The organism is Aestuariibius violaceus, assembly GCF_040779325.2.
Taxonomy (GTDB): domain Bacteria; phylum Pseudomonadota; class Alphaproteobacteria; order Rhodobacterales; family Rhodobacteraceae; genus Aestuariibius; species Aestuariibius violaceus.
In genome coordinates this window covers 1-25,502 of the sequence record NZ_JBFONT020000014.1, presented here as the reverse complement: position 1 = coordinate 25,502, position 25,502 = coordinate 1, and the positions used below count along the sequence as shown (strand labels likewise).

Here is a 25,502-nt window from a genome sequence, read left to right as displayed (position 1 = left end):
GCGAGGGTTAAAGAAGGCGGCCGAGGTCGTCAGGGACAACGGGTGCAAGTCACGTCGACCATCAACTTGCGCGAAGCCAATGCCGTTGGGATGCTGTCAGACTGACTGGAGGCTCAAGCCTGTTTGACTTGGCTCTCTCAAACACTTTCGATGAAGGCGACCGCATGATGGACGCCCTTTTCGGAGCGGATGGTTTCACCAAGTGTCTGGGCTTTGCTTCGAAACGCGGTCTCGCTGACAACGCGGTTGATCGCGTCTGCGAGATTTGAAGCTGTCAGGTCCTTCTGGAAGAGCGGCGCCGGTGCGACCTCCAAGGCCTGCATGCGCTTGCTCCAAAACGGTTGATCGCCCATGAACGGCACGACGACCTGAGGCTTACCCGCCCGAAGCGCGGCCGCGGTGGTGCCGGCGCCGCCATGGTGAACGACGGCTGCGACGCGTGGAAAGAGCAGGTCGTGGGGCGCCGATGGAACTTCAAGAACCCCTTCTGGCGTCGGCCCGATCGACAGACCTCCCCAACCGGAGATGATCAGGCCACGCTGTCCCGTCCGCTTGAGCGCGTTCAGAACCACGTCGCGTAGGCGGGACGGGTCTGAGCCGACCATCGAGCCGAAGCCGAAGCAAACTGGCGGGTTCCCGTCGCGAAGGAACATCTCGACCTCTTCAGGTAGAGTTTCCGAGGTCTCGCTTTCGAGAAACCAGTAGCCGGTAACTGCGGAATTGGCCGGCCAGTCTCCCGGCGTGTCGACAACAGAACCGCTATAGCCAGCGACGACCGGGATGCTGGCACCAGTGCCGTCCCGGAACAGTTCTAGCGGTTTTGGTTCCAAACCGTGCTGACGCCGCCAGGTATTCAGGATCCTACCCGCGGGAAGGCGCATCAGAAGCTGCACGGACCCGTGCGTCAGGCGGTTGTACCATCGCCCCAACTTGAGCTTCGGGAAGCCCAGGTGCGGCGTCTCTCGACTGGGAACGATCATCGGGGCGAGAAGCGCCATGATCAGCGGCACTTTCAGCCGATCGGACAAGGCATAGGCAGCAAAGGCCTTTGGGTGAAACAGAATGAGGTCAGGTCTGACTTTGCCGGCGACGGTCCAGCAATCTTCGACAAGTGCCACCTGTAGCGGTTTGACGCGACGCAGCAGCTTTAAATTGGCCTTCAGGATGCCCCAAAAGCCGAGAGCGCCTTCCATCGCGCGCCGGCCCTGCTGCGTATCGATTATGTTCAGCAACTCGTCGCCCAGCGGCTCGAATGCCACGCCATGGGCCTGGACCAGGGCCTGGAAGCGCTTTGCGGAGGCAAGCGTCACCGCGTGGCCGCCTTGCTGAAGCCCCCGGCTCAGGGCGACGAACGGCTGCACGTCGCCCCGTGTGCCGTATGTCAGTACGAGAATGTTCATGTGTCATCGAACGCGAAACGCAGACGCGCGGATTGGGACGCCTTGCATAGGCGGGCCGTCCCAATCTGACGAAGGTTGCGCCAGAGATCAGCGCTCATCGACAATATGCCCCATCCGGAGAAGGTTCCCGTCCGGATCGACGATCTGCAATTCACATACACCCCACGGCTTGTTCTCGGCCTTGGCGAAGCGTGGAATGCCTTCGGAGGGCAGGTCGATCGTTTCAAAGCGTGCTGACAGGTCCGCTGCATCGTCGACGCGGACAAAGGCACCATGTTCGGAGACGTCGGGATCATGCTTGGAATGATTGAAAAAGTGGAGCTCGACGTTGTCGCGGACGAGTATTGAGTACCCCTCGACATCGAACCGCGCGGCCTCTCTGAAGCCCAACTTGCCATAAAACGCCGATGTCGCGTCGAAATCCCGGCTGGGCAGAATGGGGCATACGCTTTTGAGCATCTCGTCATCTCTTCGTGTCGTCATGTGTGGGCCGTTTGTCGAGCAGGTCAGTTCGTCGGATCGACAGCGTGCTGCGAGCGGAAGCCAAGAGCGATACGGTTCCAGATGTTGATCGTGCCGATGGCGACGGTGAGCTTCGTGATCTCTTCATCGGTGAAGTGGGGCCTTAAAAGCTCGAAATCCCCATCCGACGCGCCGGTCTGCGCAACATTGGTCAGAGAATCCGTCCAGGCCAGAACCGCCCGCTCTTTCTCATCGTAGACGGGCGATTCCCGCCAGGCCGAAATCAGTGTGATCCACTGGTTGCCGAACCCCTCCCAGCGGGCCTCCTTCACGTGCATGTCGATGCAGAAGGCACAGCCGTTGATCTGAGATGCACGGATCTTCACGAGGTACAGAAACCGTTTGTCCAGGCCGGCCTTCTTGGAGACGAACTGCTCGAGCGCCCAAACGGCCTGAAACGCTTCCGGTGATGCCTTCATATAGTCGAAACGGGGCTGCATTGGTTTTCCTCTTTCTAGCGTCTTGTTGAATTTGAGCTGCGGACATTGGCTTCGAGAAAGGCACAACTGCGCGCGGCAAGAGTGCCGTCATCGTCCCTTATGACCTGCTCCAGCAAATCGGCGATGGTCACTTTGCTCAGTTCGGTGCGATAGGCCCTCTCGGCGCGCAGCATGGCCGCGTTGATCTGGCAGGGGGCGGTGAAGTAGCTATCCGGCATCGGATCGGGACCGTTGCGGCGGATCTCCTTGCACCGAAATGCGGGTTCCGGTCCCTCGACCGCCAGAATGACAGCAAGGAGCGAGATGTCTTCCGGCAGCTTGGCAAGGTGGTAGCCTCCCTTCGGGCCGGGAACCGTTCCGAGAATGCCGACCCGCGAGAGTGCTTGCAGATGCTTGAGCAGATAGCTGGACGACACGCCATGGAACTCCGCCAATGCTGCCGCCGACAGGACTTGCCCAGGCGATAAGCCCGCCAGCATCGCCACCGAGTGGATAGCCTGTTCAACACCGTCGCTTAGCTTCACTTGATGCGCTCCTGATTCGTGGATAAAAATTATCTGCGATAATGATGGTGGTCAACCCACGGAAGTTTTACGCCTCTTGCTGATCGAGATTTAGATTGAAGGCCGTTTCTCGAAGTTGGCCTGTGCCCTGGCCATAGCCTTTCTGGGAGACGTCAAAGATCGTAGGGAGCACGTATGGGATAACAGCGCGTACACCGCCCTCGTTGGAGTATTGCTGGCCTCGCGAAAGCGGCTCGCCCTAAAGCAAGATCTCGACTTCGCCGACGTTTCGGCCTAGCCGACGTTGCTCGTGCTCAGCTGCTTCTCGAAACGCCATACCTCCAATGGGAACGCTCCGTCCGAGGTATCGAGCGCCACGACGTGCCGACCTGCGTTGGTCCAGCCCGACTTTTCGTCGAAGCGGCTGGCCGGACCATTACCAACAGCGCAAGCCAGCCAAGCCATGGGGTGACCCGCTGTGCTGATACGATTTTCGGCGTCCTCCATCAGCGCTTGGGCGACGCCGGAACCGCGCGCTTTTGGCGACACATACATCTGTTGGAGTTTGTTCTCCTTGGTCATGCTGCGCCGCGGCCTGTCAGAGGAGGCATTCACTGCGGGTACGGCATCCGGTGCCGGTTCAAGGGGCGTGTCGGCGGGACGAAGTTGGCATTCGCTGCACCGGATCGAATGCCCGCTTCCGATAGATGCGCAGTACTATGCGGCATAGTTTTGCGGGAAAAGTGCACGGGCGGCGTCTGCATCCAAGTCCTGCTTGAAGGCGAATTGATCCTTTACCTCCAGCGCGCGGACCGCCGACGGACGCTCTGATATCCTTGCATGCATCCGGGCAAGGTTCGGCCAAGCCGACAACCCCGCCTCGCCGAAGAAGTAAGATGACAGGTTGAGCCACCCCCAGGCGGCCATGTCGGCGATGGAATACTCGGCCCCGGCCAGCCATTCGGCCTCGCTCAGGCGTTTGTCCATAACTGTGTAGTGCCGCTCCACCTCCTTCAGATAGCGGTTCTTCGCGTAGGGAATGTCTTCAGGGCACATGTGCAGGAAGTGCACCGCCTGCCCCGAGAAGGGCGAGAGACCGGTCGCCACGAAGAACAGCCACGACAGCAACGCGGCCCTTTCCGTTCCGGGCGGCGGGATAAACTGACCGGTCTTGTCGGCCAAGTGCAGAAGGATTGCGTTCGAGTCGAAGATCAATGTGCCATCGTCCTCGATCACCGGAACCTTTGCGTTGGGAGAGATTGCCGTGAAACCTGTATGGTGTTGTTCGCCCTTGAAGGTGTCGACGGGTGTGATCTCGTAATCGAGCCCGGTTTCCTCCAACATCAGGAGGACTTTCATCGGGTTCGGCGAGGGGTGGAAGTGAAGTTGGATCATCGGGTCACTCCGCCGCAAGCGTGACAGATACGACGTCATAGGGGTGGAACTCTGGTGCGGATATCGTGAACGCCTCTGCCAGCTCAGGTAATTCGCCCGCCTGAACCAGCGCGACCACGGCATCAACGCTTTCGGTGTTATCCCACTGCGCGTAGTTCAGCACATAGCTGCCGTCGCGCGCGACATGGACCGACGCGGCGCGAAAGCCGGGCTGGAAGCGGATTTCGGTCTCCATCGCCCGGGTCAGTTCAGCTGCGAGCTGATCCAGCGTCACACCTTCTGCCGGGGTCATGAGGTTGACGAAGACCACGCCGTCGCGGTCGGTAGTGATCGTGGTATCCTGCGCCAGGGCAGCAGAAGAGAGGGCGGCCACGGCGACCGCTGTCAGAAGGCGTTTCATTGTTTGATCCTTTCGGTCTCGAGCGCTTGCCAGAACGGCCATAACTCTTTACGTATCGCTCGATACGATAATTGTGAGCTCCTTGTCAATGAAAAACATATCGAGCGATACAAAAAGAAGCCGAGGTCGCCCGGCGCGCCTCGGCAGGGGGGAAGGCGCAGCCATCGCCGAGCGCCTGTTTCACCGTGACGGATATGACCAGCTTGGGGTCGCGGCACTTTGCGATGCGCTTGGTGTCCGCCAGCCGGCGCTATATCGCGTCTTCGGCAGCAAGGCGGGCCTCTTCGAGGCAGCTCTCGAACGCTACGCGAGCGGTCCGTTTGCGTCCTTTGTCCCCGAGGAAGCCGCACGATCGCAGACGCCTGCCGATCTGACACGCAAGGTGCTTTCGACATCAGCGGACATCTACACCGACGATCCCGATCGGCGAGGCTGTCTGGCTTTGGAAACCGCCTATGGGAGTGCCGACAACGAAGCGCGGCAAGCTGCAAAAGTGTTGGTGGATCAGACGCGCAGGTTTCTGACCGAAAAATTCACGTCTCTTGGCGCACGGGATGCCGAGGCCAGTGCAAATGCTGTCATTCTCGCCATGCGCGGCCTGTCTTCAGAGGCACGTGCAGGACGATCGAAGGTCGAGCTGCAGAAGGCTGTCGAGGCACTCATCAGCCGATAGCGGTCAGCCGGATGCTCGCGGCATCCTGCAGTTTGGCGCCTGAAGCCGACCTGTGCGCTTGCCGACGATTACTGATCCATAAGCATCGGCGTTAGACGTGCGGTTCTCGGACGTCCCTGTTCAGCTGTGCCGGTCCGGGGGCGGAGCGCGCTCAATCGCCCTTCTGCAGCCGGTCGGCCTTTTTGCGGACGAGGACGGAGCGGAGGTCGTGCATGGCCATCAGGAGAGCGTCGGTGACCTCTTCCAGCTGTGTGTCGGTGGCCTTGGACTGGGCCCATTGGGTGGTGAGGTTCAGGTAGTCGACGGCGCGGAGGATGTCGTCGATGTCGCGCTGGGCAATCACCTCGCGGCGGGCCGTCATCCAGCGGTCGATCTCGGCCTTGTCCTCGTCCGTTAGGGTGCGGTCGCCTTGGGGTTTGACGTCGCCGTTGCGGATGTTGACGACCGCGATCTGGTCCATCTCGATCCGCCTCTGGCGGTTCTGGGTGTCGACGCGGAACACAGCGGCGCCGTTTTCGCGGACGCGGAAGTAGTAGGGAGGCAGATCGCTGGACATTGGTAGACCTTGGGTAGTTCCCGACCGTCCTAACAGTGGCGTGAGACCGCCGCCACCTCTACGAGAATATGGCGGCTGGTCGCTCTTTAAATCATGTCAGGTTTGCGCAGAACTCCTGGATGCGGGTGCAGGCCTCTTTCAGCGCCTCGTCGGAGGTGGCGTAGCTGATGCGGAAGGCGGGCGAGAGGCCGAAGGCCGCCCCGAAGACGACGGCCACGCCTTTCTCCTCGAGCAGCGCCGTCGCGAAGGCCTCGTCGCTGTCGATCAGGGTGCCCGCGGCGGAGGTCTTGCCGATCAGGCCGTGGATCGACGGGTAGACGTAGAAGGCGCCTTCCGGCGTCGGGCAGGTCATCCCGTCGATCTCGCGCAGCATCTTGAGGACGAGGTCCCGCCGGCGTTTGAAGGTGCGGTTGTTCTCGGGGATGAAGTCCTGCGTGCCGTTCAAGGCCTCGACCGCCGCCCATTGCGAGATGGAGCAGGGGTTGGAGGTCGATTGCGACTGGATCTTGCGCATCGCCGCGATGAGCTTTTCCGGCCCGCCCGCATAGCCGATGCGCCAGCCGGTCATCGCATAGGCCTTGGAGACCCCGTTGCAGGTCAGCGTCCGCTCGGTGAGCTGTGGTTCGACCTGGGCGGGGGTGGCGAAGACGTAGTTGTCGTAGGTCAGGTGCTCGTACATGTCGTCGGTCATCACCCAGACCTGGGGATGCTTGAGCAGCACGTCCGTCAGGCCCTTGACTTCATCTGCGGTGTAGCCCGCGCCCGTGGGGTTGGAGGGGGAGTTGAAGATCATCCACTTGGTCTTGTCGGTGATTGCCGCATCAAGCTGGTCGGGCGTGATCTTGAAGTTCTGATCGACGCCCGCCTCTATGAAGACGGGCGTGCCGCCAGCGAGTTTGACCATATCCGGATAGCTGACCCAGTAGGGGGCGGGGATCACCACTTCGTCGCCGGGGTTCAGAGTGGCCATCAGGGCGTTGTAGAGGATCTGCTTGCCGCCGGTTCCGACCGAGATCTGGGCGGGCGCGTAGTCCAGCCCGTTGTCGCGCTTGAACTTGGCGCAGATCGCCTCTTTCAGCTCGGGGATGCCGTCGACGGCGGTGTATTTGGTCTTGCCCGCATCGATGGCGGCCTTCGCGGCCTCCTTGATGTTGTCCGGCGTGTCGAAATCGGGCTCTCCGGCGCCGAGGCCGATGACGTCGCGGCCGGCGGCCTTGAGTTCGCGTGCCTTGTTGGTGACGGCGATGGTGGCCGACGGTTGCACGCGATCGAGCGTCGCAGAGAGGAAAGACATCGGAGCCCCCCGGTTGGATTCAGGCAATACGGCTGTCATACGGGCAGGCGATTTTACACGCAAGGCGAGGTGGGCATGACCGATGGCTGGTACGGAGCGGAGACGGCAACCCTGGGCGACCGGATCGCGGGCGCGCGCGAGGCGGCGGGGCTGGAGCCGCCGGACCTGGCCAAGCGGCTGGGTATCAAGGTCAACACTCTTCGGAACTGGGAAGAGGATCTGAACGAGCCGCGGGCCAACAAGCTGCAGATGCTGTCTGGCATCCTGGGCGTGTCGCTGAGCTGGCTTCTGACCGGAGACGGAGACGGCATCGCAGAGCCCGAGACGGCGGAGGCCGATCCGGATCTGCAGAAGATGCTGGCCGAGATGCGCGATCTGCGGACGGGACTGGAAAGCACCGGTAAGCGCTTGGCGGTGCTGGAAAAGCGCCTGCGCAAGCGGCTGGTGGAGCTGTCGTGAGCGAGGCGCCAGAAATCCGACTGCGGCGCCTGCGGATGCGGTCGATCCGCCGGGGGATCAAGGAGATGGACGTGATCCTCTCGGCCTATTCCGAGGCCCATTTGGCGGGGCTGGATGCAGGGGCGCTCGACCGGTACGAGGCGCTCTTGTCGGAGAATGATCAGGACCTTTACCGCTGGGTCAGCGGCCAGGAAGAGGCGCCCGCGGACCATGCGGCAATCGTGGGGGATATCCGCGCCCATATCGCGAGATCTGTCGACTTTTAGATGGTTTTGAGGCCGGTTTAACCGATTGTCAGGAAATCTGCGTCATCCCTGTCGCCCAGACGAATGGATGACGGAGACGACGATGACGGTGCATACCGATCTGGAATTCGGCGCAGAGCCTGGCCACAAGGCCGGTTTCATGACGAGCTATCTTGAATCACTGGCGCTTGTGGAACGTCTGCACCGGCTGTTGCTCGACGTGATCAAGGACGAATTCGAACGGCTGGGTATTCTGGAGATCAACGCGGTTCAGGCATTGCTTCTGTTCAATATCGGCGACAACGAGGTGACGGCGGGCGAGCTGAAGACGCGCGGCTACTACCAGGGCAGCAACGTAAGCTACAATCTCAAGAAGCTGGTCGAGGCGGGGTATATGCACCACCAGCGGTGCGAGATCGACCGCCGGTCGGTCCGCGTGCGCCTGACGGGCAAGGGCCGAATGATCCATGATGTTGTCAGCAAGCTGTTCGAGAACCACGCGAGCGGGCTGCAGGACAATGGCGTTCTGGGGGTCGAGGGCATGGATACGATCACCGGGGCGCTGCGCCGGGTAGAGCGGTACTGGACGGATCAGATCCGGTACATCTATTGAGCTTGCTGTCGGCGGGCGGTCACGACGGGGCGCCGTCATCCTCTGTTTCGACCGCGCCGATGGCGATGCTTTCGATCTCGCGCAGCAGCTTGCGGGTCATCGCCCGCTCGTAATCGGCGAAACCGGCGGCCACCTCGGCGAAGGCGCCGGGACCGCGGATAACGGCATCCTCGAAATACGTGATCAGACCGCCGCGGGTGACCGCCATCCGCCCGTTCGGATCGGGCGGGTCGGAGATCACGAGCGCATTGACGGTGATATCGGCCGGCAGGTTCAGGGATTGCGGCAGGGGGCCGGTATTGGCCTTGCCGTCGCCCGAGACATCGAGCGTGCGGACCCAGCAGGGCTGGGCAGCCAGCAGAAACGCGCCGTATTGCATGGCGACGCCGAGCGCGGTTGCGGGATCGGCCGGGCGCCGCTCGGTTCCCTCGATCCGGGCGATCAGCGCGTCAAGCGCGGCATCGTCCACGATCTCGGTAAAGGGCGAGAGGATGCGCTGGTTGTCCTGGCCGGACCATTCGTAGACTGCGATCCGGACCGGCGCCGCGGTATCGGAAAGAAGGGCTGCCCGCACCGCAGGGGCCGCAAGGGCGGCGGCAAGCCCGTCGCGCTGCAAACGGTACTCCGCCAGGTCGACGGATCCCGACACATCGAGCGCCAGCGCCAATGCCTGGCGGCATTCCGCTGCACCTGCCTGCTGTGGCGCCGCGAGGCCAAGGCAGGCAAGTGCGCTTGCGCAGAGGCCGAACAACCGTCCCTGATCAATCATGAGCGGGTTCCTACCAATACACGTGTTGTACTAAAACCCAGTCCCGACCAACACTTAAGTCTTTACCAGTGACCTGTGCTTTCCATGCTGGCCCAAGGCTCTTTCGGGGGCAAGGCGTCGCCTGCCTGAAGAAGCTCGATCGAGATGTTATCGGGCGAACGGACGAAGGCCATGTGCCCGTCGCGCGGGGGCCGGTTGATGGTCACGCCGGCCTCCTGCAGCTTGGCGCACATGTCGTAGATGTCGTCGACCCGGTAGGCGAGGTGGCCGAAATGGCGGCTGTCGTCGGGCAGGGCGTCGTCACCGTCCCAGTTGTAGGTGAGCTCGACCGGGCACTCCTCCTGACCCGTGGGTGCCATGAAGACGAGCGTGAAACGGCCGCCTTCGTTGTCCATGCGCTTGGTCTCTCTCAGGCCGAGCAGTTCGTAGAATGCCATCGACTTTTCCAGGTCTTTGACGCGGACCATGGTGTGTAGGTATTTCAGGCTCATGAGCTATTCCTTCGTCCCTGTCTTGCCGATCATCTAGCACCGGCGCCGTCAAAACAACATGATACACGATCTGGGGCGTGCATCGGTCCGGCGCGCCATATAAGGTATCAGGCGACTCATTTTTCCGTCAGGAGATGCCATGCCCGTCACGCCGGAACAACAGGCCGAGATCGAGACGCTGCGGGAGGTCTCGCGCCCGACCCGCCGCGCTGTCAGCGACGGCATGGAAGAGCATCTCTACAAGGCGCATGAGGTGCTGGATCACGGCTTTATCCGCGTCATCGACTATATGGGCGACGATGCGGCGATCTGTCAGGCGGCGCGGGTGTCCTACGGGCGGGGAACCAAGTCGGTTCAGAACGACGAGGGGCTGATCCGCTATCTGATGCGGCACTGGCATTCGACGCCGTTCGAGATGTGCGAGGTCAAGTTCCACGTCAAGCTGCCGGTCTTCGTGGCCCGCCAGTGGATCCGTCACCGGACGGCGAATGTGAACGAGTATTCGGCGCGCTATTCGATCCTCGACCGGGAGTTCTATATTCCGGCGCCGGACGCGCTGGCGGCGCAGTCCACGGTGAACAACCAGGGTCGCGGCGAGGTGCTGGAAGGCGACGAGGCGGACCGGGTGCTGGAGATGCTGAACTCGGACGCGACGCGGGCCTACGACCATTACGAAGAGATGCTGTCACAGGACGGGCAGAAGGGGTTGGCGCGGGAGCTGGCGCGGATGAACCTGCCGGCCAATGTCTACACCCAGTGGTACTGGAAGGTGGACCTTCATAACCTGTTCCATTTCCTGCGTCTGCGGGCGGACAGCCACGCGCAGATGGAGATCCGCGTCTATGCCGAGTTGATGTGCCAGATCGTCAAGGATTGGGTGCCGCTGGCCTATGGCGCGTTCGAGGATTACCGGTTGGGCGGCGAGCAGTTCTCGGCCGCCGGCATGGCGTGCCTCAAGCGGATGCTGGCAGGCGAAGAGGTGACGTTCGAGACGTCGGGCATGTCGAAGGGCGAGTGGCGGGAATTCGAGGCCGCGCTGAAGTAAGCGCGGCCTGGCGGCTTTAGGCCGCCCGGTTTCAGACCGCCCGGAGGTTTCCGGCCATGGTCCGGCCGTCGCGTCCCTCTTCCAGATCGAATTCCACTTTCTGGTCGTCGGCGAGGCCGGTCAGGCCGGATCGCTCGACCGCCGAAATGTGAACGAACACGTCTTTCCCGCCGTCATCCGGCGCAATGAACCCGTAACCTTTGGTTGTGTTAAACCATTTCACGGTGCCACTGGGCATTTCCGTCTCTCCTCACTTCGCGTCCAAAAGGACCAGGTGCCGTTGGTCTGGCGCCCTCTCGTGAGGGACGTCACGTCGGCTGGTGCTACAACGCTAGCGCGATTCTGTAAAAAACAAGAGCGTCGAAGGCGAAACGAGCGGGGTCGGTAATGTCTTGCCGATCCGGGACGCGCTAGCGCCTCAGAAAGAGGCGATCGAGGGATAGCGGGCCGCCGCCGTGGAAGACGGGAATCAGCAGGAGCATGATCCAGAGGGCGCGCTGGTCGGCCAGTGCGGCGTCGGGCAGCCGGTCGAACCAGGTGCCGATGGTTTCGGGCCCGGCATCGTGGCCCCAGATGTCGGTCGCGGTCTGGACGAGGACGAAACCAATCATCCCGAGGGCTGAGAGGCGAGTGAGCAGGCCGACAAGCAGAAGGATCGGCAGGACGTATTCGGCGATGGTTCCGGCGGTGACGACGAGGGTCTGGAAGGCGGACATCTGCGTGATGTCGAAGCCCGCGGCGGCCATCGCCTTGGGGTAGATCTGGGCATAGGCGCCGAGAGAGAGGCTGAGGCCCTCATGCTTGGTGCCCGCGGAATGGAGATAGTAGACGAGGAGGACACCCGCGAAGACGAGGCGTGCGAGGGTCGGGAGAACGGCGGAAGCGGCGCGGTCGAGCGGGAGCGTCAGCGGCTCGGTCACGCGGGCGAGGACGGCGGTCATGTCGTGGGCCTTTCGGGGTCTTGGAGCGCGTTTTGGGTCAGCAGGAGGCTGAGAAGGGCGGCGAAATCGGCCTCTGGTGTCAGGGCTTCGCCGAGGGACGCGCCTGTCATGAGGTTTTGGAGGGTGGCCGCGTTGTGCTGTGGTACCGCGTGTGGGACCGGGTCCCATTCGGGGCGGGTGATGAGGACGGTTTCGGGGGCCATCTTCGGCATCGGGAGGCCCTCGGTATGGCTGCGCCAGAGGGAGGCGATGGGCCAGTCGGAGGTGATCAGGCATGTGGAGGGGGCGAAGACGAGGCGCGTTTTGAGGAGGGTACCCTCGGCCATTCCGGCGAGGGCATTGGCGTCGAGCGGGGTGTGATCGGCGGCGTGGTAGCTTTCGCGCAAGCCCTGCTCGAGCCGCGCGACGTCGGGGAGGTAGGGGAGGCTTTTCGCAGGCTCGAAGGTCTCGAGGAAAGCGGGGAGGGTGTCACCGTAGAGGGCGAGGCGGGGAGAGGCGGGCGGATGCTGGCGAAGAAAGACGCCAGCCATCGCCTTGAAGAACTCGTCGCCGACGAGGGCCTTGGTGACCGGAAAGGCGGCCTCGAGCGCTTCGGTCAGGGAGACGGCGACGTTGTTGCGGTAGACGTTGAAGCGGCACCCGGTGGGGTCGATCAGGTCCGCGGGCGGGGTCTGCTGCGGGTCGAGGAGGGCCGAGACGAAGTCGGTCATAGGGCGGCGAGGGCCGTTTCGGCGCGGGCGGCTTCGTCCCGGAGGGTGGCGAAGGGGGGCACGTCGGTGTCCCATTCGATGAGGAGCGGCTTGGGGCCGGTTTTCGCGAGCGTGTAGTCGAGCAGCGCCCAGACCGGATCGGCGACGGGTTTCCCGTGGCTGTCGATCAGGAGAGGGGCGTCGCTGTCATGGTCCTCGTCGTGGCCGCCGAGGTGGATTTCGCCGACGGCCTCGGTCGGGAAGGCGTCGATATAGGCTTTGGGCGAGGTTTGCAGGTTGGTGGCTGAGACGAAGACGTTGTTCACGTCAAGCAGCAGACCGCAGCCGGTGCGGCGGATGAGCTCTGCCAGGAAATCGGTTTCCGAATAGGTCGAGGTTGTGAAGGCCAGGTAGCTCGATGGGTTTTCGAGCAGCATCTGGCGGCCGAGCGTCTGTTGCACCTGGTCGATATGGTCGGCGACGCGGGTCAGGGTGCCCGCGTTGTAGGGCAGGGGGAGGAGGTCGTTGAGGTAGCCGACATCGTGGGTCGACCAGGCGAGATGTTCGGAGAAGCTGGCGGGCTGCAGCCAGTCGCAGAGGTGCTTGAGGCGCGCGAGGTGGTCCCGGTCGAGCGGTGTCTCACCGCCGATCGAGAGGCCGACGCCGTGGACGGAGATCGGAAATCGGTCGGCCAGAGCGCGCAGTTGGGCGAGGGGGCGGCCGCCGTCGCCCATATAGTTCTCGGCGTGGATCTCTAGCCAGGCGACAGGGCCGGGCGTGTCGAGGAGGTCCTGAAAATGTTGGGATTTGTAGCCGATGCCGGGCCGGTTGGGGAGTGCGTCGCGGATCGTGTCGAGCATCGGGTTTGCCTTTGATCTCAGAGAGTTGGCGCCCGCCCGTGGCGGGACGGGCGCCTCTGGTCTTATGCGGGCAGGTCGCGGTCGAGCTCTTCCAGCGAGCCTTCGCGGGGCGTGCCGTCGGCCATGGCGGGCAACTCGATCTCGGAGCAGGTGCCGGCGGGGACGAGCGTCCAGGCGTTGCCCTGATAGTCGACGGTCGAGGTACCGGCGCAGGTGGTGCCGGGGCCTGCGGCGCAATCGTTTTCGCCGGCGAGGCTGATGCCGAAGCACTTTTCGTTGGCCTGGGCGTGGGCCGTGGTGGCGAGGCCGGCGACGGCGGTCGCGACGGCGGAGGCGATGGCGAGGGTCTTCGCGGTGTTGGACATGGAACTTCCCTTTGCTGTTTCCCGTGACGAAGACGCCGCACCGGTCAGGCGCGGCGGCTGGTCGCAGGGTGGCGCAAAGGCGGATCCGGTCCCACTCACGACGCCGTGCATCACGCAGGCGTTAGCGGAACGCCTAATTTTGTCGCGCTTTGTTTCAGCGAAGGTCTGGCGGCGTGGCCTCGCCAGCCAAATCTGTAACGACCTGATCGAAGGGCAGAACCTGGCTTTGCTTTTCGCCCAGGCGCCGTAACGAAACTGTGCGGTCCTCGACCTCGCGCGCGCCGAGAGCGAGGATCACGGGGACCTTGCCGACGGAGTGTTCGCGAACCTTGTAGTTGATCTTTTCGTTGCGGATGTCGGCCTCGGCCCGGACGCCGTTCTTGCGGAGCGTTTCGACGATTTCCTGAGCGAACTCATCCGCCTCGGACACGATGGTCGCGACGACGACCTGCCGGGGGGCAAGCCAGAAGGGCAGCTTACCGGCGGAGTTCTCAATCAGGATGCCGATGAAACGCTCGAAGGACCCGAGGCAGGCGCGGTGCAGCATGAAAGGGCGGTGCTTGGCGCCGTCTTCGCCGATATAGGTGGCGCCCAGCCGTTCGGGCAGGTTGGGGTCGACCTGGAAGGTGCCGCATTGCCAGACCCGGCCGATCGCGTCGGTCAGGTAGAAGTCTAGCTTGGGGCCGTAGAAGGCACCGTCACCCGGTTCCAGCAGATAGGGGCGGCCGGTGGCCTTGACCGCCGATTCAAGGGCGGCTTCGGCATGGTCCCAGACCTCTTCCGAGCCGACGCGCTTTTCGGGCCGGGTGGCGAAGCGGATATCGAAGTTTTCGAAGCCGAGGTCGCGATAGACACCGTCGAGGTAATTGACGAACCTCACGCATTCCGCCTCGATCTGGTCGGCGGTGCAGAAGATGTGGCCGTCATCCTGGGTGAAGCCGCGCACGCGCATGATGCCGTGGAGCGCGCCGGACGGCTCGTAGCGGGAGCAGGAGCCGAATTCGGCCAGCCGCAGGGGCAGGTCACGGTAGCTCTTTATCCCCGAATTGAAGACCTGCACGTGGCAGGGGCAATTCATCGGCTTGAGCGCATTGATCGCCTTTTCCTTGGCGTGCTCCTCCTCGACCTCGACGACGAACATGTGGTCGCCGTAGTTCTCCCAGTGGCCGGATTTCTCCCAGAAGGTCCGGTTGAGGACCTGGGGGGTGTTGATCTCGTTATAGTCCCCGGCGCGCTGTTTGCGGCGGATGAAATCCTGAAGCTCGGTGTAGATCGTCCAGCCGTTCGGGTGCCAGAAGACCTGGCCGGGCGCCTCTTCCTGCATGTGGAAGAGGTTCATTTCGCGCCCCAGCTTGCGGTGGTCGCGCTTCGCGGCCTCTTCCAGCATCAGGAGGTGCTTCTTGAGGTCTTCCTTGTTGCGGAAGGCCACCCCGTAGATCCGCTGCAGCATCGGGCGGTCGCTGTCGCCGCGCCAATAGGCGCCCGCGACGGACATCAGTTTCCAGGCGTCGCCGGGGACCTGGCCGGTGTTCTGCAGGTGGGGGCCGCGACAGAGATCCTGCCAGTCGCCGTGCCAATACATGCGCAGCGGCTCGTCGCCCGGGATGCTTTCGATCAGCTCGATCTTGTAGGGTTCGCCCGCGTCCTTGTAGTGTTGGATCGCGCGATCGCGGTCCCAGACCTCGGTCCGGACGGGAGCGCGCAGGTTGATGATGTCCTTCATCTTCTTCTCGATCGCGCCGAGGTCTTCTGGGGTGAAGGGCTCCTCCCGGTCGAAGTCGTAGTACCAGCCGTTGGCGATGACCGGGCCGATGGTGACCTGCACGTCTGGCCAGATCTCTTGCACGGCGCGGGCCATGATGTGGGCGAGGTCGTGGCGGATCAGTTCGAGGGCCGGCGCCTCGTCCTTCATCGTGTTGATCTCGATGGCGGCGTCGCGGTCGATCGGCCATTGGAGATCCCAATGGGCGCCGTCGACCTGGGCGGAGATCGCCTTTTTCGCGAGCGAGTTGGAGATCGACGCGGCGACCTCTTGCGGGGTCACGCCCGCGTCGAAGGGGCGGCTGTTGCCATCGGGAAAGGTCAGGGAAATCTGGCTCATCGGCCTAGCTCCTCGTCGGTTTGGCGCCCACGGAACGCCCGGTTGCGGGTTATGTGCGCCTCACATGACGGGGCGCAGGGCCTGCGTCAAGAGGGCGCGGTGCCGGATAACCGGGCGGAGACGGTGATGTGGATCAGGGCGAGGATGGCCATGGCGCCTGCAGCGAGGCCGAGCGCGCCGGGGCCGAAGGTGGCCAGCACAGCGCCGCCGGCAGCGGAGCCGAGCGCCGCGCCGACATAGATTGCCGCGGCATTCAGGGCGAGGACGACATTGGCCTCGGCCGGGGCGAGGCTGATCAGGCGCAGCTGCTGGCCCGCCATGAAAGACCAGCCGGCGACGGACCAGGTGAAGGCAAGGGCGATCAGGGCCGGGGTCGCGATGGGCAGGATCGAGAAGACCGGCATGATCAGGATCTGGGCCGTGGCCAGCAGCGTCAGGGTGCGCACGGCCCCGATCCGGTCGGCCAGCCAGCCGCCGCCGAGGTTGCCCACGACCGCGCCCAGCCCGAAGACAACGAGGATCAGGGTGATGCCGTTGCGCCCGTAACCCATCTGGGCGGTCAGAAGCGGGGCGATATAGGTGAAGAGAACGTAGATCGCGGCGAGGAAGCTCGTGGTGAAGAGCACGGCGAGCATGGTCGGCCCGTGCCGGAGCGTCCTTGCGAGGTCGGACAGCCGGGAGGGCTGGAAGGCGAGGCCCGCGGGTACGCGCGTCCAGATCAGCCAGAGACACGGCAGGGCGAGGACGGCCACCAGCAAAAGGGCCAGGCGCCAGCCGAAGGTATAGGCGATGAAGCTGCCCGCCGGGACGCCCGCGACCTGAGCGAGCGTCAGGCCCATGAAGACGGCGGCAAGCGCCTTGCCGCGCGCCTCCGGTGCGGAGAGGAGCGCGGCAACGGCGGCCGTATTCGGGGTGAAGAGGCCTGCGCCTGCTGCGGCGAGGATGCGGGTTGCATTCAGCGTGATTGGATCCGGCGCCATTGCACCAAGAAGTGAGGCGGTCGCGAAGATGCCAAGTGCGGCGGCCAGAATGCGCCGCCGCCCGATCCGCCCGGTCAGCGAGACGAGGATCGGGGAGAAGACGGCATAGGCCAGCGCGTAGATGGTCATCAGCCAGCCCGCCTCGGCCGGGGTGATGCCCAGGTCGTCGGAAAGGGGCTCCAGCATCCCAATGACGACGAACGCGCCCATGCCGATGACGAAGTTGCTGGTCGACAGGATCGCGATGATGCTGCGGGTTCCGGCGGTGGGGGCGGCGGTCTCGGTCATCGGCACAGAATGACGAAACGCGGGGTTTTTGCGAGGCGTTTTTGCAGAGGCGCGCTGCGCCTGTCTTTGCCTGTCAAATATCCCGCGGGGGTGCGGGGGTGCGAAACCCCCGCTCCAGCGGCGGGGGCTTGCCCTGCGGCCTCATCCGAGGCGCAGGATCTCCACCCCGATCGCGATGCAGCAGGCCCAGGCGGCGGTAAAGATGATCGGGCGGGCCGGGAACCGGGCCATGCCGGTGATCATGCCGATCGCATGGGCGAGGCGCAGGGCGACGAAGAGGACGGACGCCCAGACCGTGACGCCCGACGAGATGCCCAGTTGGAAGGCGATCAGGACGAGGATCGCAAATGGCATCCCCTGTTCCAGCAGGTTCAGGTGCGCGCGGTAGGCGCGGCGGACCCAGGGCCGCTGGAGTGCCGGGTTCGCGGGGCGCGAGAAGTCCTTGCTATCCGCATCGGCCGGGCTGCCCGGTTCGGACGTGTTCACACCGGCGATGTAGGGGATCCAGAGCGATGCGGCCAGCAGCGCGACGGCCGTCAGGGCGTAGAGTTCGACGCTCATGCGGGCTCGTCCTCTTTCTGGGCCTCGGCGGAGAAGCGGACGGATTGGCCGGTTTCGAGGAAGGTCTTGAGGCCCGCCGCCCAGCGGGTCCAGCCGTCGGCCACGCCTTCGCCGGGGGCGACCGGGTATTTCAGGTCACGGTGTTCGATGGTGAGCCGGCAATAGGGACCTTCCTCGTCGATCAGGAAGGTGGATCTTGAGACGACGGCATCTTCTTCCCAATGCGGCTCGAAGGTCGAGACGATGCGGGACTTGGGCTCGGCCTCGAGCGTGCGGGCGGTGAACATCGGTTCGCCGCCCTCGAAATAGTAGCGGTAGATCTTGTCTTCCTCGGTCACCTTGCGGGCGAGGAAGTGGTATTCGGCCATCTGGTCGGCATCGGTCAGTGCGTCCCAGAGGGCGTCGCGGGTGCAGCGGATATAGGTCTGCATCACAAAATCGGGCTTGTCGGTCATCGGTGTCTCCAATCGTTGCTTGAGGGTGAGGGTCGCCTTGGCGGCGGGGCGGTAGGGGGCGATCCAGCGGTCGATCGCCTCCTCCAAGGGTGCGGCGTTCAGGAAGTGGTGTTTGAACCGGCCTGACCGCCGGGGGATCACGAGGCCCGCCTCTTCCAGCACTTTGAGGTGTTTCATGACGCCGAAGCGGGTCATGTCGAGCTGGGCCTCGAGCTCTTTGAGGGTCTGGCCGTCCTTGGCCGCCAGGCTGTCGAGCAGGGACCGGCGGGCGGGGTCGGCGAGGGCCTTGAAGATCGCGTCCATGGGAGGCTTATATGTGATTCTATAGTCACGTGACAATATAGTCACCTAATGTTTTTCCGAAACCTCCCGGTCGGCTGCGGGTTGGACGCCCGTGAAAAGGGTTCCGAGGAGGGGGTTGGGTATGGAGACGTCGATTGAGGAAGAGCTGTTCGAGATCCTGGTGGAGGATCCGGACGCTTCCGGTGGGCTGGGGGAGAAGGAACAGGCGGCCGAGCCCGGGAACTTCCTGCGCCATGCAGGCGCCCTGTCGCTGTCGAAGATGGCCGACGGGCTGATCGACCCGAAGCTGGTGCTGAGCTGGCTGGTCACTCATCTGGGCGCGGGGGCCGGGATTGCCGGGCTGCTGGTGCCGGTGCGGGAGGCCGGCGCGCTGCTGCCGCAGCTCTTCACGGCGGCGCGGATCCACGCGATGGCCCGGCGGAAATGGGCCTGGGCGGCGGGCGCTGCGGGGCAGGGGATCGCGGCGGGCGGGATCGCCCTGGCCGGGCTGACGCTGGAGGGCGCCGCGGCGGGCTGGGTGATTGTGGCGCTGCTGGGGCTTCTGGCGCTGAGCCGGTCGGTCTGTTCGGTGGCCTTCAAGGATGTGCTGGGCAAGACGGTGGGCAAGACGCGGCGGGGGACCGTGACGGGGGCGGCCTCGTCGGTATCGGCCGCGGCGGTTCTGGTTTTCGCGGGCGTTCTGATCGCGGGGTGGGGCGACCGGTATGCGATCGTGATCGGCGCGGTGGCGCTGGCGGCGGGGTTCTGGCTGCTGGCGGGGGCGATCTTTGCGACGTTGACCGAGATCGCCTCGGACACGGAGCCGCCGAAGAACACGCTGGGCGAGGCCTTGGGGCAGCTGTCGCTGCTGAGAGACCGGCCGCAGCTGGTGCGGTTCATCACGGCGCGGTCGCTGTTGGTGGGAACGGCGTTGGCGCCGCCGTATCTGGTGGTGCTGGCGCAAGAGGCGGGGGAGAGCGGGCTGAGCAATCTGGGCGTGCTGGTTCTGGCCTCGTCCGGGGCATCGCTGCTGTCGTCCTTCGTCTGGGGGCGGATGGCGGACCGGTCGTCGCGGCGGGTTCTGATGCTGGCAGGCGTGGCCTCGGCCCTCGCGCTGCTGGCGGCCTTGGCGGCGCGGGCGCTGGGGCTCGCCGGGACAGTCTGGGCCGTGCCGGTGGTGCTGTTCGGGTTGATGATCGCCTATCACGGGGTGCGGAACGGGCGGTCGACCTATCTAGTCGACATGGCGCCCGAGGACGAGCGGGCGGCCTATACGGCGGTGTCGAACACCGTCGTGGGGGTGGTGTTGTTGGTGGCCGGCGGGTTATCGGCTGCGGTGGCGTCGGTGGGCGTCGGCTGGGTGATCGCGCTTTATGCCGCCTTGTCGGTTGTGGGCGCCGTTGTCGCCTATGGGCTGAAGGAGGTGGAATGAGCTTTACCAATGGGCTGCGCGGGCGGCTGGCCTATGAGAGGACCGAGGGCGACGGGCCCGGCGTGGTGTTCCTGGGCGGCTTCAAGTCCGACATGACCGGCACCAAGGCGGTGCATCTGGAGGAGTGGGCCAAGGCGCGCGGGCGGGCGTTCCTGCGGCTGGATTACGGCGGGCACGGCGCGTCGGACGGGGTATTCGAGGACGGATCGATCGGCGACTGGTACGAGGATGCGCTGGCCGTCATTGATGCGGTGACGGAGGGCCCGCAGGTGATCGTGGGCTCGTCGATGGGGGGCTGGATCTCGCTTCTGATCGCGCGGGAGCGGCCAGCGTTGGTCGCGGGGCTGGTGACGATCGCGGCGGCGCCGGATTTCACGGAGGACGGGTCTTGGGCCGGCTTTTCGGACACGCAGCGGGCGGAGCTTGAGAGCGCGGGGGTCGTGCTGGTGCCGTCGGAGTACGGGGATCCCTATCCGATCACGAAGCGGCTGATTGAGGATGGACGGACGCGGCTGGTTCTGCGGACGCCGTTGGCCTTGGATGTGCCGGTGCGGATGTTGCAGGGCACGGCGGATGCGGACGTGCCGATGGAATGGGCCTTGCGGTTGCTCGCGCATGTCGAGGGGAGCGATGTGCATCTGCGGCTGGTGAAGGGGGCGGATCACCGGTTTTCCGGACCGGACGAGCTGGCTCTGATCGAAGGGGCGGTCGAGGAGGTTCTGGGTCGGATCTGAGGTTGGCGGGGCGACTGCGCGCTTTGCGCGACACCCGCCCACCCAACCTTCCGGTGGCGCTTCGTTTCTGGTGTTTTTGGTCGGGGTGGGCACCTAGGCTTTTTGGAGCGTTGTTTCGGAGAGGTCCCATGGCGTTGAGCATGCGGCAGAAGGCGGGCTGGGGCCTGGCCGATATGGGCATCAACGTCTTCGTCGTCGTCAAGCAGCTGCTGGTCCTGTCCTTCCTGACGCAATACCTGGCCGTTCCGGTGGTCTGGGCCGGGGCGCTGACCACCGGCATCCTGATCTTCGACATGATCACCGACCCCGCTGTCGGCTATCTGAGTGACCGGACGCGGAGCCGGTTCGGGCGGCGGGTGCCGTGGATGGTTGCCGGTGCGGTCGTTCTGGCGGGCGGGATGGTCGGTATCTTTGCCGCGCCGGATGGGAGTGCGTCGGCCGATCTGGCCTGGGTCGGCGGGTTCTTCGTCGTCGCGACGGTGGGGTTCACCATGGTGGCGATCCCCTATGGCGCGATGGCGGGCGAGATGACCCAGGACCCGCGGGAGCGGTCGCAGATGACGGGGTGGCGCATGGCTTTCGCCTCGCTCGGGATCCTTGTGGGCGGGGCGGCGATCCCGGCGCTGGCGGGGTCGGTCGGGTTCTTTCAGGCGATGCTGGTCTTCGCGCCGGTGACGGTGGTGGCCGTCTGGGGCTCGGTCGGGTTGACCGCGGGCGCGCCGAAGATCGTGACACCGGCGGAGGGGTCGTTCGTTGCCTTGGCGCGGTTGGTGCTGGCAAACGGGGCCTTCATGCGGCTTGTCCTGATCTACGGGCTGATGACGCTGGGGATCGCGGTGCTGACGGCGGCAGTGCCGTTTGCGGCGGTCTATCTGGTGCTGGATCCGGGGACATCGGTGTTCAGTCAGGCGGCGACCGGGCTGCCGATGGCGTCGCTGATGTTCGCGGCCTTCGTGGTGGGCTCGATCCTGAGCCAGGCCGTCTGGGTCTGGCTGTCGGCGCGGCTGGGGAAGGTGCGGGCGCTGGTGTCGGGGCTGATCTTCTACATCTGCGTGTTGTGTCTGGTTTATGTGGTGTTGCCGTCCGAGGTCCTGGGCCTGGTATGCGGCGTCTTCCTGCTGGTGGGCGCGGCGAACGGGGCCTATCAGCAGATCCCCTGGGCGATCTATCCGGATCTTATGGACGTCACACGGCGCGCGACCGGGGAGGCGATCGAGGGGGCGTTTTCGGCGATCTGGCTATTCGGGCAGAAGGCGGCCAATGCGATCGGCCCGCTGATCCTGTCGCTGGTGCTGGGAGCGTTCGGGTGGCTGGAGGCATCGGGCGGGGAGGTGGTGGCGCAATCCCCCGATGCGGTCTGGGCGCTGCTGGCCGCGGCGACGCTGCTGCCTGCCGGGCTGCTGGCGCTTTCGATCCTGGCGCTGGTCTGGATCTATCGGCCGGCCGAGCGGGCGCTTTTGCCGACGCGCGGCTGAGCCGGGCATTTGCCGTTGAGGCACGCAAAGCTCTCCCTATGATCCGAAGGTGACGAGTCGGGACGGGAGGGAGCGATGGCGGAGCATCTGAAAACGGCACGGAGCCAGCAGGACCGGGCAGAGGACGACGCGAAGGTGCGCGCCACGGTCGAGGGGCTGCTGGCCGATATCGAAGCGCGGGGCGATGCGGCCGTGCGCGAGATGGCCGAGAAATTCGACGGGTTCTCGCGAGAAAGCTACCGATTGTCGGAGGAGGAGATCGCGGATCTGATCGCCGAGGTGTCGGACCGGGAGATGGACGATATCCGGTTCGCCCACGATCAGGTCGTGGCCTTTGCCGAGGCGCAGCGGGCGTCCATCACCGATATCGAGGTGGAGCCGATGCCCGGGGTGATCCTGGGTCACCGGACGATCCCGGTGCAATCGGTGGGCTGCTACGTGCCGGCGGGCAAGTTCCCGATGGTCGCCTCGGCCCATATGTCGATCGCGACGGCGACGGTCGCGGGCGTGCCGCGCATCGTGGGCTGCGTGCCGCCGTTTCAGGGCAAACCCAACGCGGCGGTCGTGGCGGCGATGCAGATGGGCGGGGCGCACGAGATCTATGTGCTGGGCGGCGTGCAGGCGGTGGGTGCGATGGCGCTGGGGACCGAGACGATCGCGCCGGTCGATATGCTTGTGGGGCCAGGGAATGCCTTTGTCGCCGAGGCAAAGCGGCAGCTTTTCGGACGGGTGGGGATCGATCTGTTCGCCGGGCCGACCGAGACGATGGTGATCGCCGATGACACGGTCGATGCCGAGATGTGCGCGACGGATCTGCTGGGGCAGGCGGAGCATGGGTATAACTCGCCGGCGGTGATGCTGACGGTGTCTCGCAAGCTGGCGGAGGCGACGCTGGCCGAGATCGACCGGATCCTGGAGATCCTGCCGACGCGGGACACAGCGGAGGTGTCGTGGCGGGATTACGGTGAGGTGATCCTGTGCGGGGATCACGACGAGATGCTACGGCTCGCCAACGAGATCGCGTCGGAGCATGTGCAGGTGATGACCGACCGCGACGATTGGTATCTGGAGAACATGCACTCCTACGGGGCGCTGTTCCTCGGGCCGCGGACCAATGTGGCCAATGGCGACAAGGTGATCGGGACGAACCACACGCTGCCGACGAAGAAGGCGGGGCGGTATACCGGCGGGCTGTGGGTCGGGAAGTTTCTGAAAACCCACTCCTACCAGAAGATCACGACTGATGAGGCGGCGGCCTTGGTGGGCGCCTACGGGTCGCGGCTGTGTATCCTCGAGGGGTTCGTGGGGCATGCGGAGCAGTGCAATGTCCGGGTTCGGCGCTATGGCGGGGTGAACGTGCCTTATGGCGAGGGCGCGCCGTATCGCGAGGCGGCGGAATAGGGACAGCGGGACGACGCTCGCGCTATCGCGCGTCGCCCCGCCCACCGTCCCGTTCGGCTTCGCCGGGCGTATTTCGGGCAAGATGAGGATGGGGTGACGCTGTGATCGAGGCGTTGGTGTTGGCGGCGGATGAGGGGCCCGAAGGCTACCGGGACGCGCTACGGGCTGTTCTGGCGCCCGAGGCGGCGGTTCGCCTGTGTCATCCTTTGGGGGACGCGGTCGGGGCGGAGGGGTTGTTCGAGCTTGGTATGGCGCCTTTGTTCGCTGCGTTCCCGGATCTGGAGCGGCGCGACCTGATCCGGGTCGCCGGGCGCGATGCCGATGGGGCCGCGTGGATCGGCGTGTGCGGGTACTGGGCCGGGCGGTTCGCGGCGCCCTATCTTGGGATCCCGCCGACGGGCCGGATCGCGGCGATGCGGTATCACGATTTCTTCCGGATCGAGGACGGCAAGATCGTGGAAGTGCAGGCGGTCTGGGATATTCCAGAGCTGATGAGGCAGGCCGGTGCCTGGCCGATGGGGCCGTCGATCGGGCGGGAGTGGCAGGTGCCTGGGCCGCAGACTCAGGATGGTCTGCGCGTGTCCGGGGATGGCGCTGCGGCGCTGGACGTCGTGCGGGAGATGCTGGAGCATCTGGGCAAGTCCACCGAAAGCGTGGAGGCGATGCGGCTGCCGGAGTTTTGGCACCCGCATTGCTCGTGGTACGGGCCCGCGGGGATCGGGACGGCGCGCGGGATCGATGGATTTCGGGCGCATCATCAGGTGCCGTTTCTGAACGCCCTGCCTGACAGGAACGGGGATCCGGCGAACGGGCACCTGTTTGCGCAGGGCGATTACGTGGGCTTCACCGGCTGGCCCGGGATGCACATGACGGTGACCGGTGACGGCTGGCTGGGGATCGCGCCGGCGGGGCAGCGGATCACCATGCGATCACTGGATTTCTGGCGGGTTGCGGACGGCAAGATCCGGGAGAACTGGGTGCTGATCGATCCGCTGGATGTGTGGGCGCAGCTCGGTGTCGATGTGCTAGGAAGGATGCGGGAGATTCTTTGAACGGAGGGTGGAATGGCCGATCATCCGAGTGTTGTGCCGTACCTGTCCTACAAGGATGGGGCCGCGGCGATCGAGTTTCTGACGACGGCCTTCGGGCTGGAGCTGCTGTTCAAGCAGGAGGATGACGACGGCGTCTTGCAGCACGCGGAGCTGCGACACGGGAATGGCGTGATCCTGATGGGGACGGCGGAGCTGCCGAAGGGATCGCCGGGGATCTATCTGGTGGTCGAGGATGTGGCGGCGCATCACCGGCAGGCGATGGCGGCAGGGGCTGTGGAGGTCTATCCGCCTGAGGACACGGAGTGGGGCACGCAGCGGTGGCGGGCCAAGGATCCCGAAGGGCATGAGTGGAGTTTCGGCACCTATTCGCCCCAGACCGAAGCGCCGAGTTGGTAGGGCGGGATTCTTGAGTATTTTTGGCCAGATGAAGCTGGGAGTCTAGGCTCTGCGGCGGCCGGGAAGCATGTGGAGCCTCGAGACGCTGGGGCGGGTGCGGCTGTCGAAGTACTTTTACATGCGCGAGTTTCTGTATTCCGAGGTCGCGAATTTTTACGGGATGCAGAATATCCCGGACGATCCCGATCTGGTGGTGGAGACGGGGACGCGGTTCTGTACGGAATTGCTCGATCCGCTGGAGGAGACCTTTGGGCGGGTCGCCGTAAGGTCGGGATATCGCTCGCGGGCGGTGAATGCGTTCGGCAACGCGAACAAGCTGAACTGCGCGCGGAACGATAACCCCATGGAATGCCATATCTGGGATTGGGCGTCCGGGGAGGAAGCGGTTGCCGGGGCGAGTATCATTATTCCCTGGTTCGCCGATCTTTATGAGGCAGGGCGGGATTGGCGGGATCTGGCCTGGTGGGTGCATGATCATCTGCCCTATTCCGAGATATGGTTTTTCCCCAAGCTCTGTGCGTTCAACCTGGTATGGCGGGCGGTGCCGCGGCGGACGATCTCGTCTTACGTTGTGCCGCGCGGGATGCTTCTGCGCGCGGGAGAAGAGCCATCTGAGAGCGCGGAGGCCCGGCGTGCGCGGTATGCGGATTTTCCGCCTGTCCGGGGCGTTGCGCTGGGCGGGGGG

General features: G+C 64.6%; 32 protein-coding genes. 12 read left to right on the top strand and 20 right to left on the bottom strand.

The annotated features are described in order from the left end of the window. Positions 1–137: 137 nt before the first annotated feature. From AADZ90_RS21100 to AADZ90_RS21070, 7 genes are all read right to left on the bottom strand, one after another. Complete coding sequence (locus tag AADZ90_RS21100) at positions 138–1,400, bottom strand: glycosyltransferase (protein ID WP_367312565.1); 1,263 nt, start codon at positions 1,398–1,400, stop codon at positions 138–140. Positions 1,401–1,487: 87 nt separating this feature from the next. Continuing rightward, on the bottom strand, positions 1,488–1,859 hold the full coding sequence (locus tag AADZ90_RS21095; RefSeq protein WP_411997139.1) for a bleomycin resistance protein: 372 nt from the start codon (positions 1,857–1,859) through the stop codon (positions 1,488–1,490). Between the two features lie 47 nt (positions 1,860–1,906). Then, positions 1,907–2,362, bottom strand: a complete 456-nt coding sequence (locus AADZ90_RS21090) for a carboxymuconolactone decarboxylase family protein (RefSeq protein WP_367312563.1) — start codon at positions 2,360–2,362, stop codon at positions 1,907–1,909. 14 nt (positions 2,363–2,376) lie between these two features. Continuing rightward, entirely contained in the window at positions 2,377–2,886 is a 510-nt protein-coding gene (locus tag AADZ90_RS21085) for an RrF2 family transcriptional regulator (RefSeq protein WP_367312562.1), read from the bottom strand. Positions 2,887–3,159: 273 nt separating this feature from the next. Further along, positions 3,160–3,447, bottom strand: a complete 288-nt coding sequence (locus AADZ90_RS21080; RefSeq protein WP_367312561.1) for a GNAT family N-acetyltransferase — start codon at positions 3,445–3,447, stop codon at positions 3,160–3,162. 135 nt (positions 3,448–3,582) lie between these two features. Next, positions 3,583–4,260 (bottom strand): glutathione S-transferase family protein, encoded by a 678-nt coding sequence (locus tag AADZ90_RS21075; RefSeq protein WP_367312560.1) that lies wholly within the window; start codon positions 4,258–4,260, stop codon positions 3,583–3,585. A 4-nt stretch (positions 4,261–4,264) separates the two neighbouring features. Next, positions 4,265–4,660 (bottom strand): antibiotic biosynthesis monooxygenase, encoded by a 396-nt coding sequence (locus AADZ90_RS21070; protein WP_367312559.1) that lies wholly within the window; start codon positions 4,658–4,660, stop codon positions 4,265–4,267. A gap of 88 nt (positions 4,661–4,748) precedes the next feature. On the opposite strand from AADZ90_RS21070, the gene AADZ90_RS21065 reads away from it, so the two are divergent. Next, positions 4,749–5,333 (top strand): TetR/AcrR family transcriptional regulator, encoded by a 585-nt coding sequence (locus tag AADZ90_RS21065; RefSeq protein ID WP_367312558.1) that lies wholly within the window; start codon positions 4,749–4,751, stop codon positions 5,331–5,333. Positions 5,334–5,484: 151 nt separating this feature from the next. On the opposite strand, the gene AADZ90_RS21060 is transcribed toward AADZ90_RS21065, so the two are convergent. Then, the gene (locus AADZ90_RS21060) at positions 5,485–5,889 is read right to left on the bottom strand and encodes a hypothetical protein (protein WP_367312557.1); all 405 of its coding nucleotides are present in this window, start codon (positions 5,887–5,889) and stop codon (positions 5,485–5,487) included. A 91-nt stretch (positions 5,890–5,980) separates the two neighbouring features. After that, positions 5,981–7,183 (bottom strand): pyridoxal phosphate-dependent aminotransferase, encoded by a 1,203-nt coding sequence (locus AADZ90_RS21055; RefSeq protein WP_367312556.1) that lies wholly within the window; start codon positions 7,181–7,183, stop codon positions 5,981–5,983. A gap of 75 nt (positions 7,184–7,258) precedes the next feature. Between AADZ90_RS21055 and AADZ90_RS21050 the strand changes: the two genes are divergently transcribed. The 3 genes from AADZ90_RS21050 (at position 7,259) to AADZ90_RS21040 (ending at position 8,500) form a co-directional block, all read left to right on the top strand. Next, the gene (locus AADZ90_RS21050; protein WP_367312555.1) at positions 7,259–7,642 is read left to right on the top strand and encodes a helix-turn-helix domain-containing protein; all 384 of its coding nucleotides are present in this window, start codon (positions 7,259–7,261) and stop codon (positions 7,640–7,642) included. Next, positions 7,639–7,908: an FAD assembly factor SdhE gene (locus tag AADZ90_RS21045; RefSeq protein WP_367312554.1), complete on the top strand. Its 270-nt coding sequence runs from the start codon at positions 7,639–7,641 to the stop codon at positions 7,906–7,908. The genes AADZ90_RS21050 and AADZ90_RS21045 overlap by 4 nt, the downstream gene beginning before the upstream one ends. Positions 7,909–7,990: 82 nt before the next feature. Further along, entirely contained in the window at positions 7,991–8,500 is a 510-nt protein-coding gene (locus tag AADZ90_RS21040; protein ID WP_367312585.1) for a MarR family winged helix-turn-helix transcriptional regulator, read from the top strand. A 19-nt stretch (positions 8,501–8,519) separates the two neighbouring features. Here AADZ90_RS21040 and AADZ90_RS21035 read toward each other — a convergent pair whose 3' ends face one another. Further along, positions 8,520–9,269, bottom strand: a complete 750-nt coding sequence (locus AADZ90_RS21035) for a DUF1194 domain-containing protein (RefSeq protein WP_367312553.1) — start codon at positions 9,267–9,269, stop codon at positions 8,520–8,522. A gap of 62 nt (positions 9,270–9,331) precedes the next feature. Continuing rightward, positions 9,332–9,760, bottom strand: a complete 429-nt coding sequence (locus AADZ90_RS21030) for a VOC family protein (protein WP_367312552.1) — start codon at positions 9,758–9,760, stop codon at positions 9,332–9,334. Positions 9,761–9,899: 139 nt separating this feature from the next. Here AADZ90_RS21030 and thyX point away from each other — a divergent pair, with 139 nt between their 5' ends. After that, on the top strand, positions 9,900–10,805 hold the full coding sequence (gene thyX / locus AADZ90_RS21025; RefSeq protein ID WP_367312551.1) for an FAD-dependent thymidylate synthase: 906 nt from the start codon (positions 9,900–9,902) through the stop codon (positions 10,803–10,805). Positions 10,806–10,836: 31 nt separating this feature from the next. Here the strand turns inward: thyX and AADZ90_RS21020 are convergent, their stop codons facing one another. From AADZ90_RS21020 to AADZ90_RS20980, 9 genes are all read right to left on the bottom strand, one after another. Further along, entirely contained in the window at positions 10,837–11,043 is a 207-nt protein-coding gene (locus tag AADZ90_RS21020) for a cold-shock protein (RefSeq protein ID WP_367312550.1), read from the bottom strand. Between the two features lie 172 nt (positions 11,044–11,215). Then, complete coding sequence (locus AADZ90_RS21015; protein WP_367312549.1) at positions 11,216–11,746, bottom strand: DoxX family membrane protein; 531 nt, start codon at positions 11,744–11,746, stop codon at positions 11,216–11,218. Further along, positions 11,743–12,456 (bottom strand): HvfC/BufC N-terminal domain-containing protein, encoded by a 714-nt coding sequence (locus AADZ90_RS21010; RefSeq protein WP_367312548.1) that lies wholly within the window; start codon positions 12,454–12,456, stop codon positions 11,743–11,745. The genes AADZ90_RS21015 and AADZ90_RS21010 overlap by 4 nt, the downstream gene beginning before the upstream one ends. Next, complete coding sequence (gene bufB / locus AADZ90_RS21005; RefSeq protein ID WP_367312547.1) at positions 12,453–13,295, bottom strand: MNIO family bufferin maturase; 843 nt, start codon at positions 13,293–13,295, stop codon at positions 12,453–12,455. Before bufB ends, AADZ90_RS21010 begins: the two co-directional genes overlap by 4 nt. A 62-nt stretch (positions 13,296–13,357) precedes the next feature. Next, the gene (locus tag AADZ90_RS21000; protein ID WP_367312546.1) at positions 13,358–13,660 is read right to left on the bottom strand and encodes a BufA1 family periplasmic bufferin-type metallophore; all 303 of its coding nucleotides are present in this window, start codon (positions 13,658–13,660) and stop codon (positions 13,358–13,360) included. Between the two features lie 154 nt (positions 13,661–13,814). After that, positions 13,815–15,761: a threonine--tRNA ligase gene (thrS, locus tag AADZ90_RS20995; RefSeq protein ID WP_367312545.1), complete on the bottom strand. Its 1,947-nt coding sequence runs from the start codon at positions 15,759–15,761 to the stop codon at positions 13,815–13,817. Positions 15,762–15,847: 86 nt separating this feature from the next. Next, complete coding sequence (locus AADZ90_RS20990; protein WP_367312544.1) at positions 15,848–17,029, bottom strand: MFS transporter; 1,182 nt, start codon at positions 17,027–17,029, stop codon at positions 15,848–15,850. A 141-nt stretch (positions 17,030–17,170) separates the two neighbouring features. Continuing rightward, a complete protein-coding gene (locus AADZ90_RS20985) occupies positions 17,171–17,590 on the bottom strand; it encodes an MAPEG family protein (RefSeq protein WP_367312543.1) in 420 nt (139 codons plus the stop codon). Then, positions 17,587–18,348 (bottom strand): ArsR/SmtB family transcription factor, encoded by a 762-nt coding sequence (locus AADZ90_RS20980; protein WP_367312542.1) that lies wholly within the window; start codon positions 18,346–18,348, stop codon positions 17,587–17,589. The genes AADZ90_RS20985 and AADZ90_RS20980 overlap by 4 nt, the downstream gene beginning before the upstream one ends. Positions 18,349–18,469: 121 nt before the next feature. Between AADZ90_RS20980 and AADZ90_RS20975 the strand changes: the two genes are divergently transcribed. The 7 genes from AADZ90_RS20975 to AADZ90_RS20945 form a co-directional block, all read left to right on the top strand. Beyond that, entirely contained in the window at positions 18,470–19,759 is a 1,290-nt protein-coding gene (locus AADZ90_RS20975; protein ID WP_367312540.1) for an MFS transporter, read from the top strand. After that, entirely contained in the window at positions 19,756–20,493 is a 738-nt protein-coding gene (locus AADZ90_RS20970; protein ID WP_367312539.1) for an alpha/beta hydrolase, read from the top strand. Before AADZ90_RS20975 ends, AADZ90_RS20970 begins: the two co-directional genes overlap by 4 nt. A 128-nt stretch (positions 20,494–20,621) precedes the next feature. Further along, complete coding sequence (locus AADZ90_RS20965; protein ID WP_367312538.1) at positions 20,622–21,968, top strand: MFS transporter; 1,347 nt, start codon at positions 20,622–20,624, stop codon at positions 21,966–21,968. 75 nt (positions 21,969–22,043) lie between these two features. Beyond that, on the top strand, positions 22,044–23,369 hold the full coding sequence (gene hisD / locus AADZ90_RS20960; RefSeq protein ID WP_367312537.1) for a histidinol dehydrogenase: 1,326 nt from the start codon (positions 22,044–22,046) through the stop codon (positions 23,367–23,369). A 101-nt stretch (positions 23,370–23,470) separates the two neighbouring features. Continuing rightward, positions 23,471–24,421 (top strand): ester cyclase, encoded by a 951-nt coding sequence (locus AADZ90_RS20955; protein ID WP_367312536.1) that lies wholly within the window; start codon positions 23,471–23,473, stop codon positions 24,419–24,421. Positions 24,422–24,433: 12 nt separating this feature from the next. Next, positions 24,434–24,817: a VOC family protein gene (locus AADZ90_RS20950; RefSeq protein WP_367312535.1), complete on the top strand. Its 384-nt coding sequence runs from the start codon at positions 24,434–24,436 to the stop codon at positions 24,815–24,817. Positions 24,818–24,884: 67 nt separating this feature from the next. Further along, positions 24,885–25,502 (top strand): hypothetical protein (locus AADZ90_RS20945; RefSeq protein WP_367312534.1); only part of this gene is annotated, 618 nt, incomplete at its 3' end.

Excerpts from the sequence above, each read along its gene's own strand:
- AADZ90_RS21100 (WP_367312565.1), bottom strand. The coding sequence starts at position 1,400 with ATGAACATTCTCGTACTGACATACGGCACACGGGGCGACGTGCAGCCG.
- AADZ90_RS21095 (WP_411997139.1), bottom strand. The coding sequence starts at position 1,859 with ATGCTCAAAAGCGTATGCCCCATTCTGCCCAGCCGGGATTTCGACGCG.
- AADZ90_RS21090 (WP_367312563.1), bottom strand. The coding sequence starts at position 2,362 with ATGCAGCCCCGTTTCGACTATATGAAGGCATCACCGGAAGCGTTTCAG.
- AADZ90_RS21080 (WP_367312561.1), bottom strand. The coding sequence starts at position 3,447 with ATGACCAAGGAGAACAAACTCCAACAGATGTATGTGTCGCCAAAAGCG.
- AADZ90_RS21075 (WP_367312560.1), bottom strand. The coding sequence starts at position 4,260 with ATGATCCAACTTCACTTCCACCCCTCGCCGAACCCGATGAAAGTCCTC.
- AADZ90_RS21070 (WP_367312559.1), bottom strand. The coding sequence starts at position 4,660 with ATGAAACGCCTTCTGACAGCGGTCGCCGTGGCCGCCCTCTCTTCTGCT.
- AADZ90_RS21065 (WP_367312558.1), top strand. The coding sequence starts at position 4,749 with ATGAAAAACATATCGAGCGATACAAAAAGAAGCCGAGGTCGCCCGGCG.
- AADZ90_RS21060 (WP_367312557.1), bottom strand. The coding sequence starts at position 5,889 with ATGTCCAGCGATCTGCCTCCCTACTACTTCCGCGTCCGCGAAAACGGC.
- AADZ90_RS21055 (WP_367312556.1), bottom strand. The coding sequence starts at position 7,183 with ATGTCTTTCCTCTCTGCGACGCTCGATCGCGTGCAACCGTCGGCCACC.
- AADZ90_RS21050 (WP_367312555.1), top strand. The coding sequence starts at position 7,259 with ATGACCGATGGCTGGTACGGAGCGGAGACGGCAACCCTGGGCGACCGG.
- AADZ90_RS21040 (WP_367312585.1), top strand. The coding sequence starts at position 7,991 with ATGACGGTGCATACCGATCTGGAATTCGGCGCAGAGCCTGGCCACAAG.
- AADZ90_RS21035 (WP_367312553.1), bottom strand. The coding sequence starts at position 9,269 with ATGATTGATCAGGGACGGTTGTTCGGCCTCTGCGCAAGCGCACTTGCC.
- AADZ90_RS21030 (WP_367312552.1), bottom strand. The coding sequence starts at position 9,760 with ATGAGCCTGAAATACCTACACACCATGGTCCGCGTCAAAGACCTGGAA.
- thyX (WP_367312551.1), top strand. The coding sequence starts at position 9,900 with ATGCCCGTCACGCCGGAACAACAGGCCGAGATCGAGACGCTGCGGGAG.
- AADZ90_RS21020 (WP_367312550.1), bottom strand. The coding sequence starts at position 11,043 with ATGCCCAGTGGCACCGTGAAATGGTTTAACACAACCAAAGGTTACGGG.
- AADZ90_RS21015 (WP_367312549.1), bottom strand. The coding sequence starts at position 11,746 with ATGACCGCCGTCCTCGCCCGCGTGACCGAGCCGCTGACGCTCCCGCTC.
- AADZ90_RS21010 (WP_367312548.1), bottom strand. The coding sequence starts at position 12,456 with ATGACCGACTTCGTCTCGGCCCTCCTCGACCCGCAGCAGACCCCGCCC.
- bufB (WP_367312547.1), bottom strand. The coding sequence starts at position 13,295 with ATGCTCGACACGATCCGCGACGCACTCCCCAACCGGCCCGGCATCGGC.
- AADZ90_RS21000 (WP_367312546.1), bottom strand. The coding sequence starts at position 13,660 with ATGTCCAACACCGCGAAGACCCTCGCCATCGCCTCCGCCGTCGCGACC.
- thrS (WP_367312545.1), bottom strand. The coding sequence starts at position 15,761 with ATGAGCCAGATTTCCCTGACCTTTCCCGATGGCAACAGCCGCCCCTTC.
- AADZ90_RS20990 (WP_367312544.1), bottom strand. The coding sequence starts at position 17,029 with ATGACCGAGACCGCCGCCCCCACCGCCGGAACCCGCAGCATCATCGCG.
- AADZ90_RS20985 (WP_367312543.1), bottom strand. The coding sequence starts at position 17,590 with ATGAGCGTCGAACTCTACGCCCTGACGGCCGTCGCGCTGCTGGCCGCA.
- AADZ90_RS20980 (WP_367312542.1), bottom strand. The coding sequence starts at position 18,348 with ATGGACGCGATCTTCAAGGCCCTCGCCGACCCCGCCCGCCGGTCCCTG.
- AADZ90_RS20975 (WP_367312540.1), top strand. The coding sequence starts at position 18,470 with ATGGAGACGTCGATTGAGGAAGAGCTGTTCGAGATCCTGGTGGAGGAT.
- AADZ90_RS20970 (WP_367312539.1), top strand. The coding sequence starts at position 19,756 with ATGAGCTTTACCAATGGGCTGCGCGGGCGGCTGGCCTATGAGAGGACC.
- AADZ90_RS20965 (WP_367312538.1), top strand. The coding sequence starts at position 20,622 with ATGGCGTTGAGCATGCGGCAGAAGGCGGGCTGGGGCCTGGCCGATATG.
- hisD (WP_367312537.1), top strand. The coding sequence starts at position 22,044 with ATGGCGGAGCATCTGAAAACGGCACGGAGCCAGCAGGACCGGGCAGAG.
- AADZ90_RS20950 (WP_367312535.1), top strand. The coding sequence starts at position 24,434 with ATGGCCGATCATCCGAGTGTTGTGCCGTACCTGTCCTACAAGGATGGG.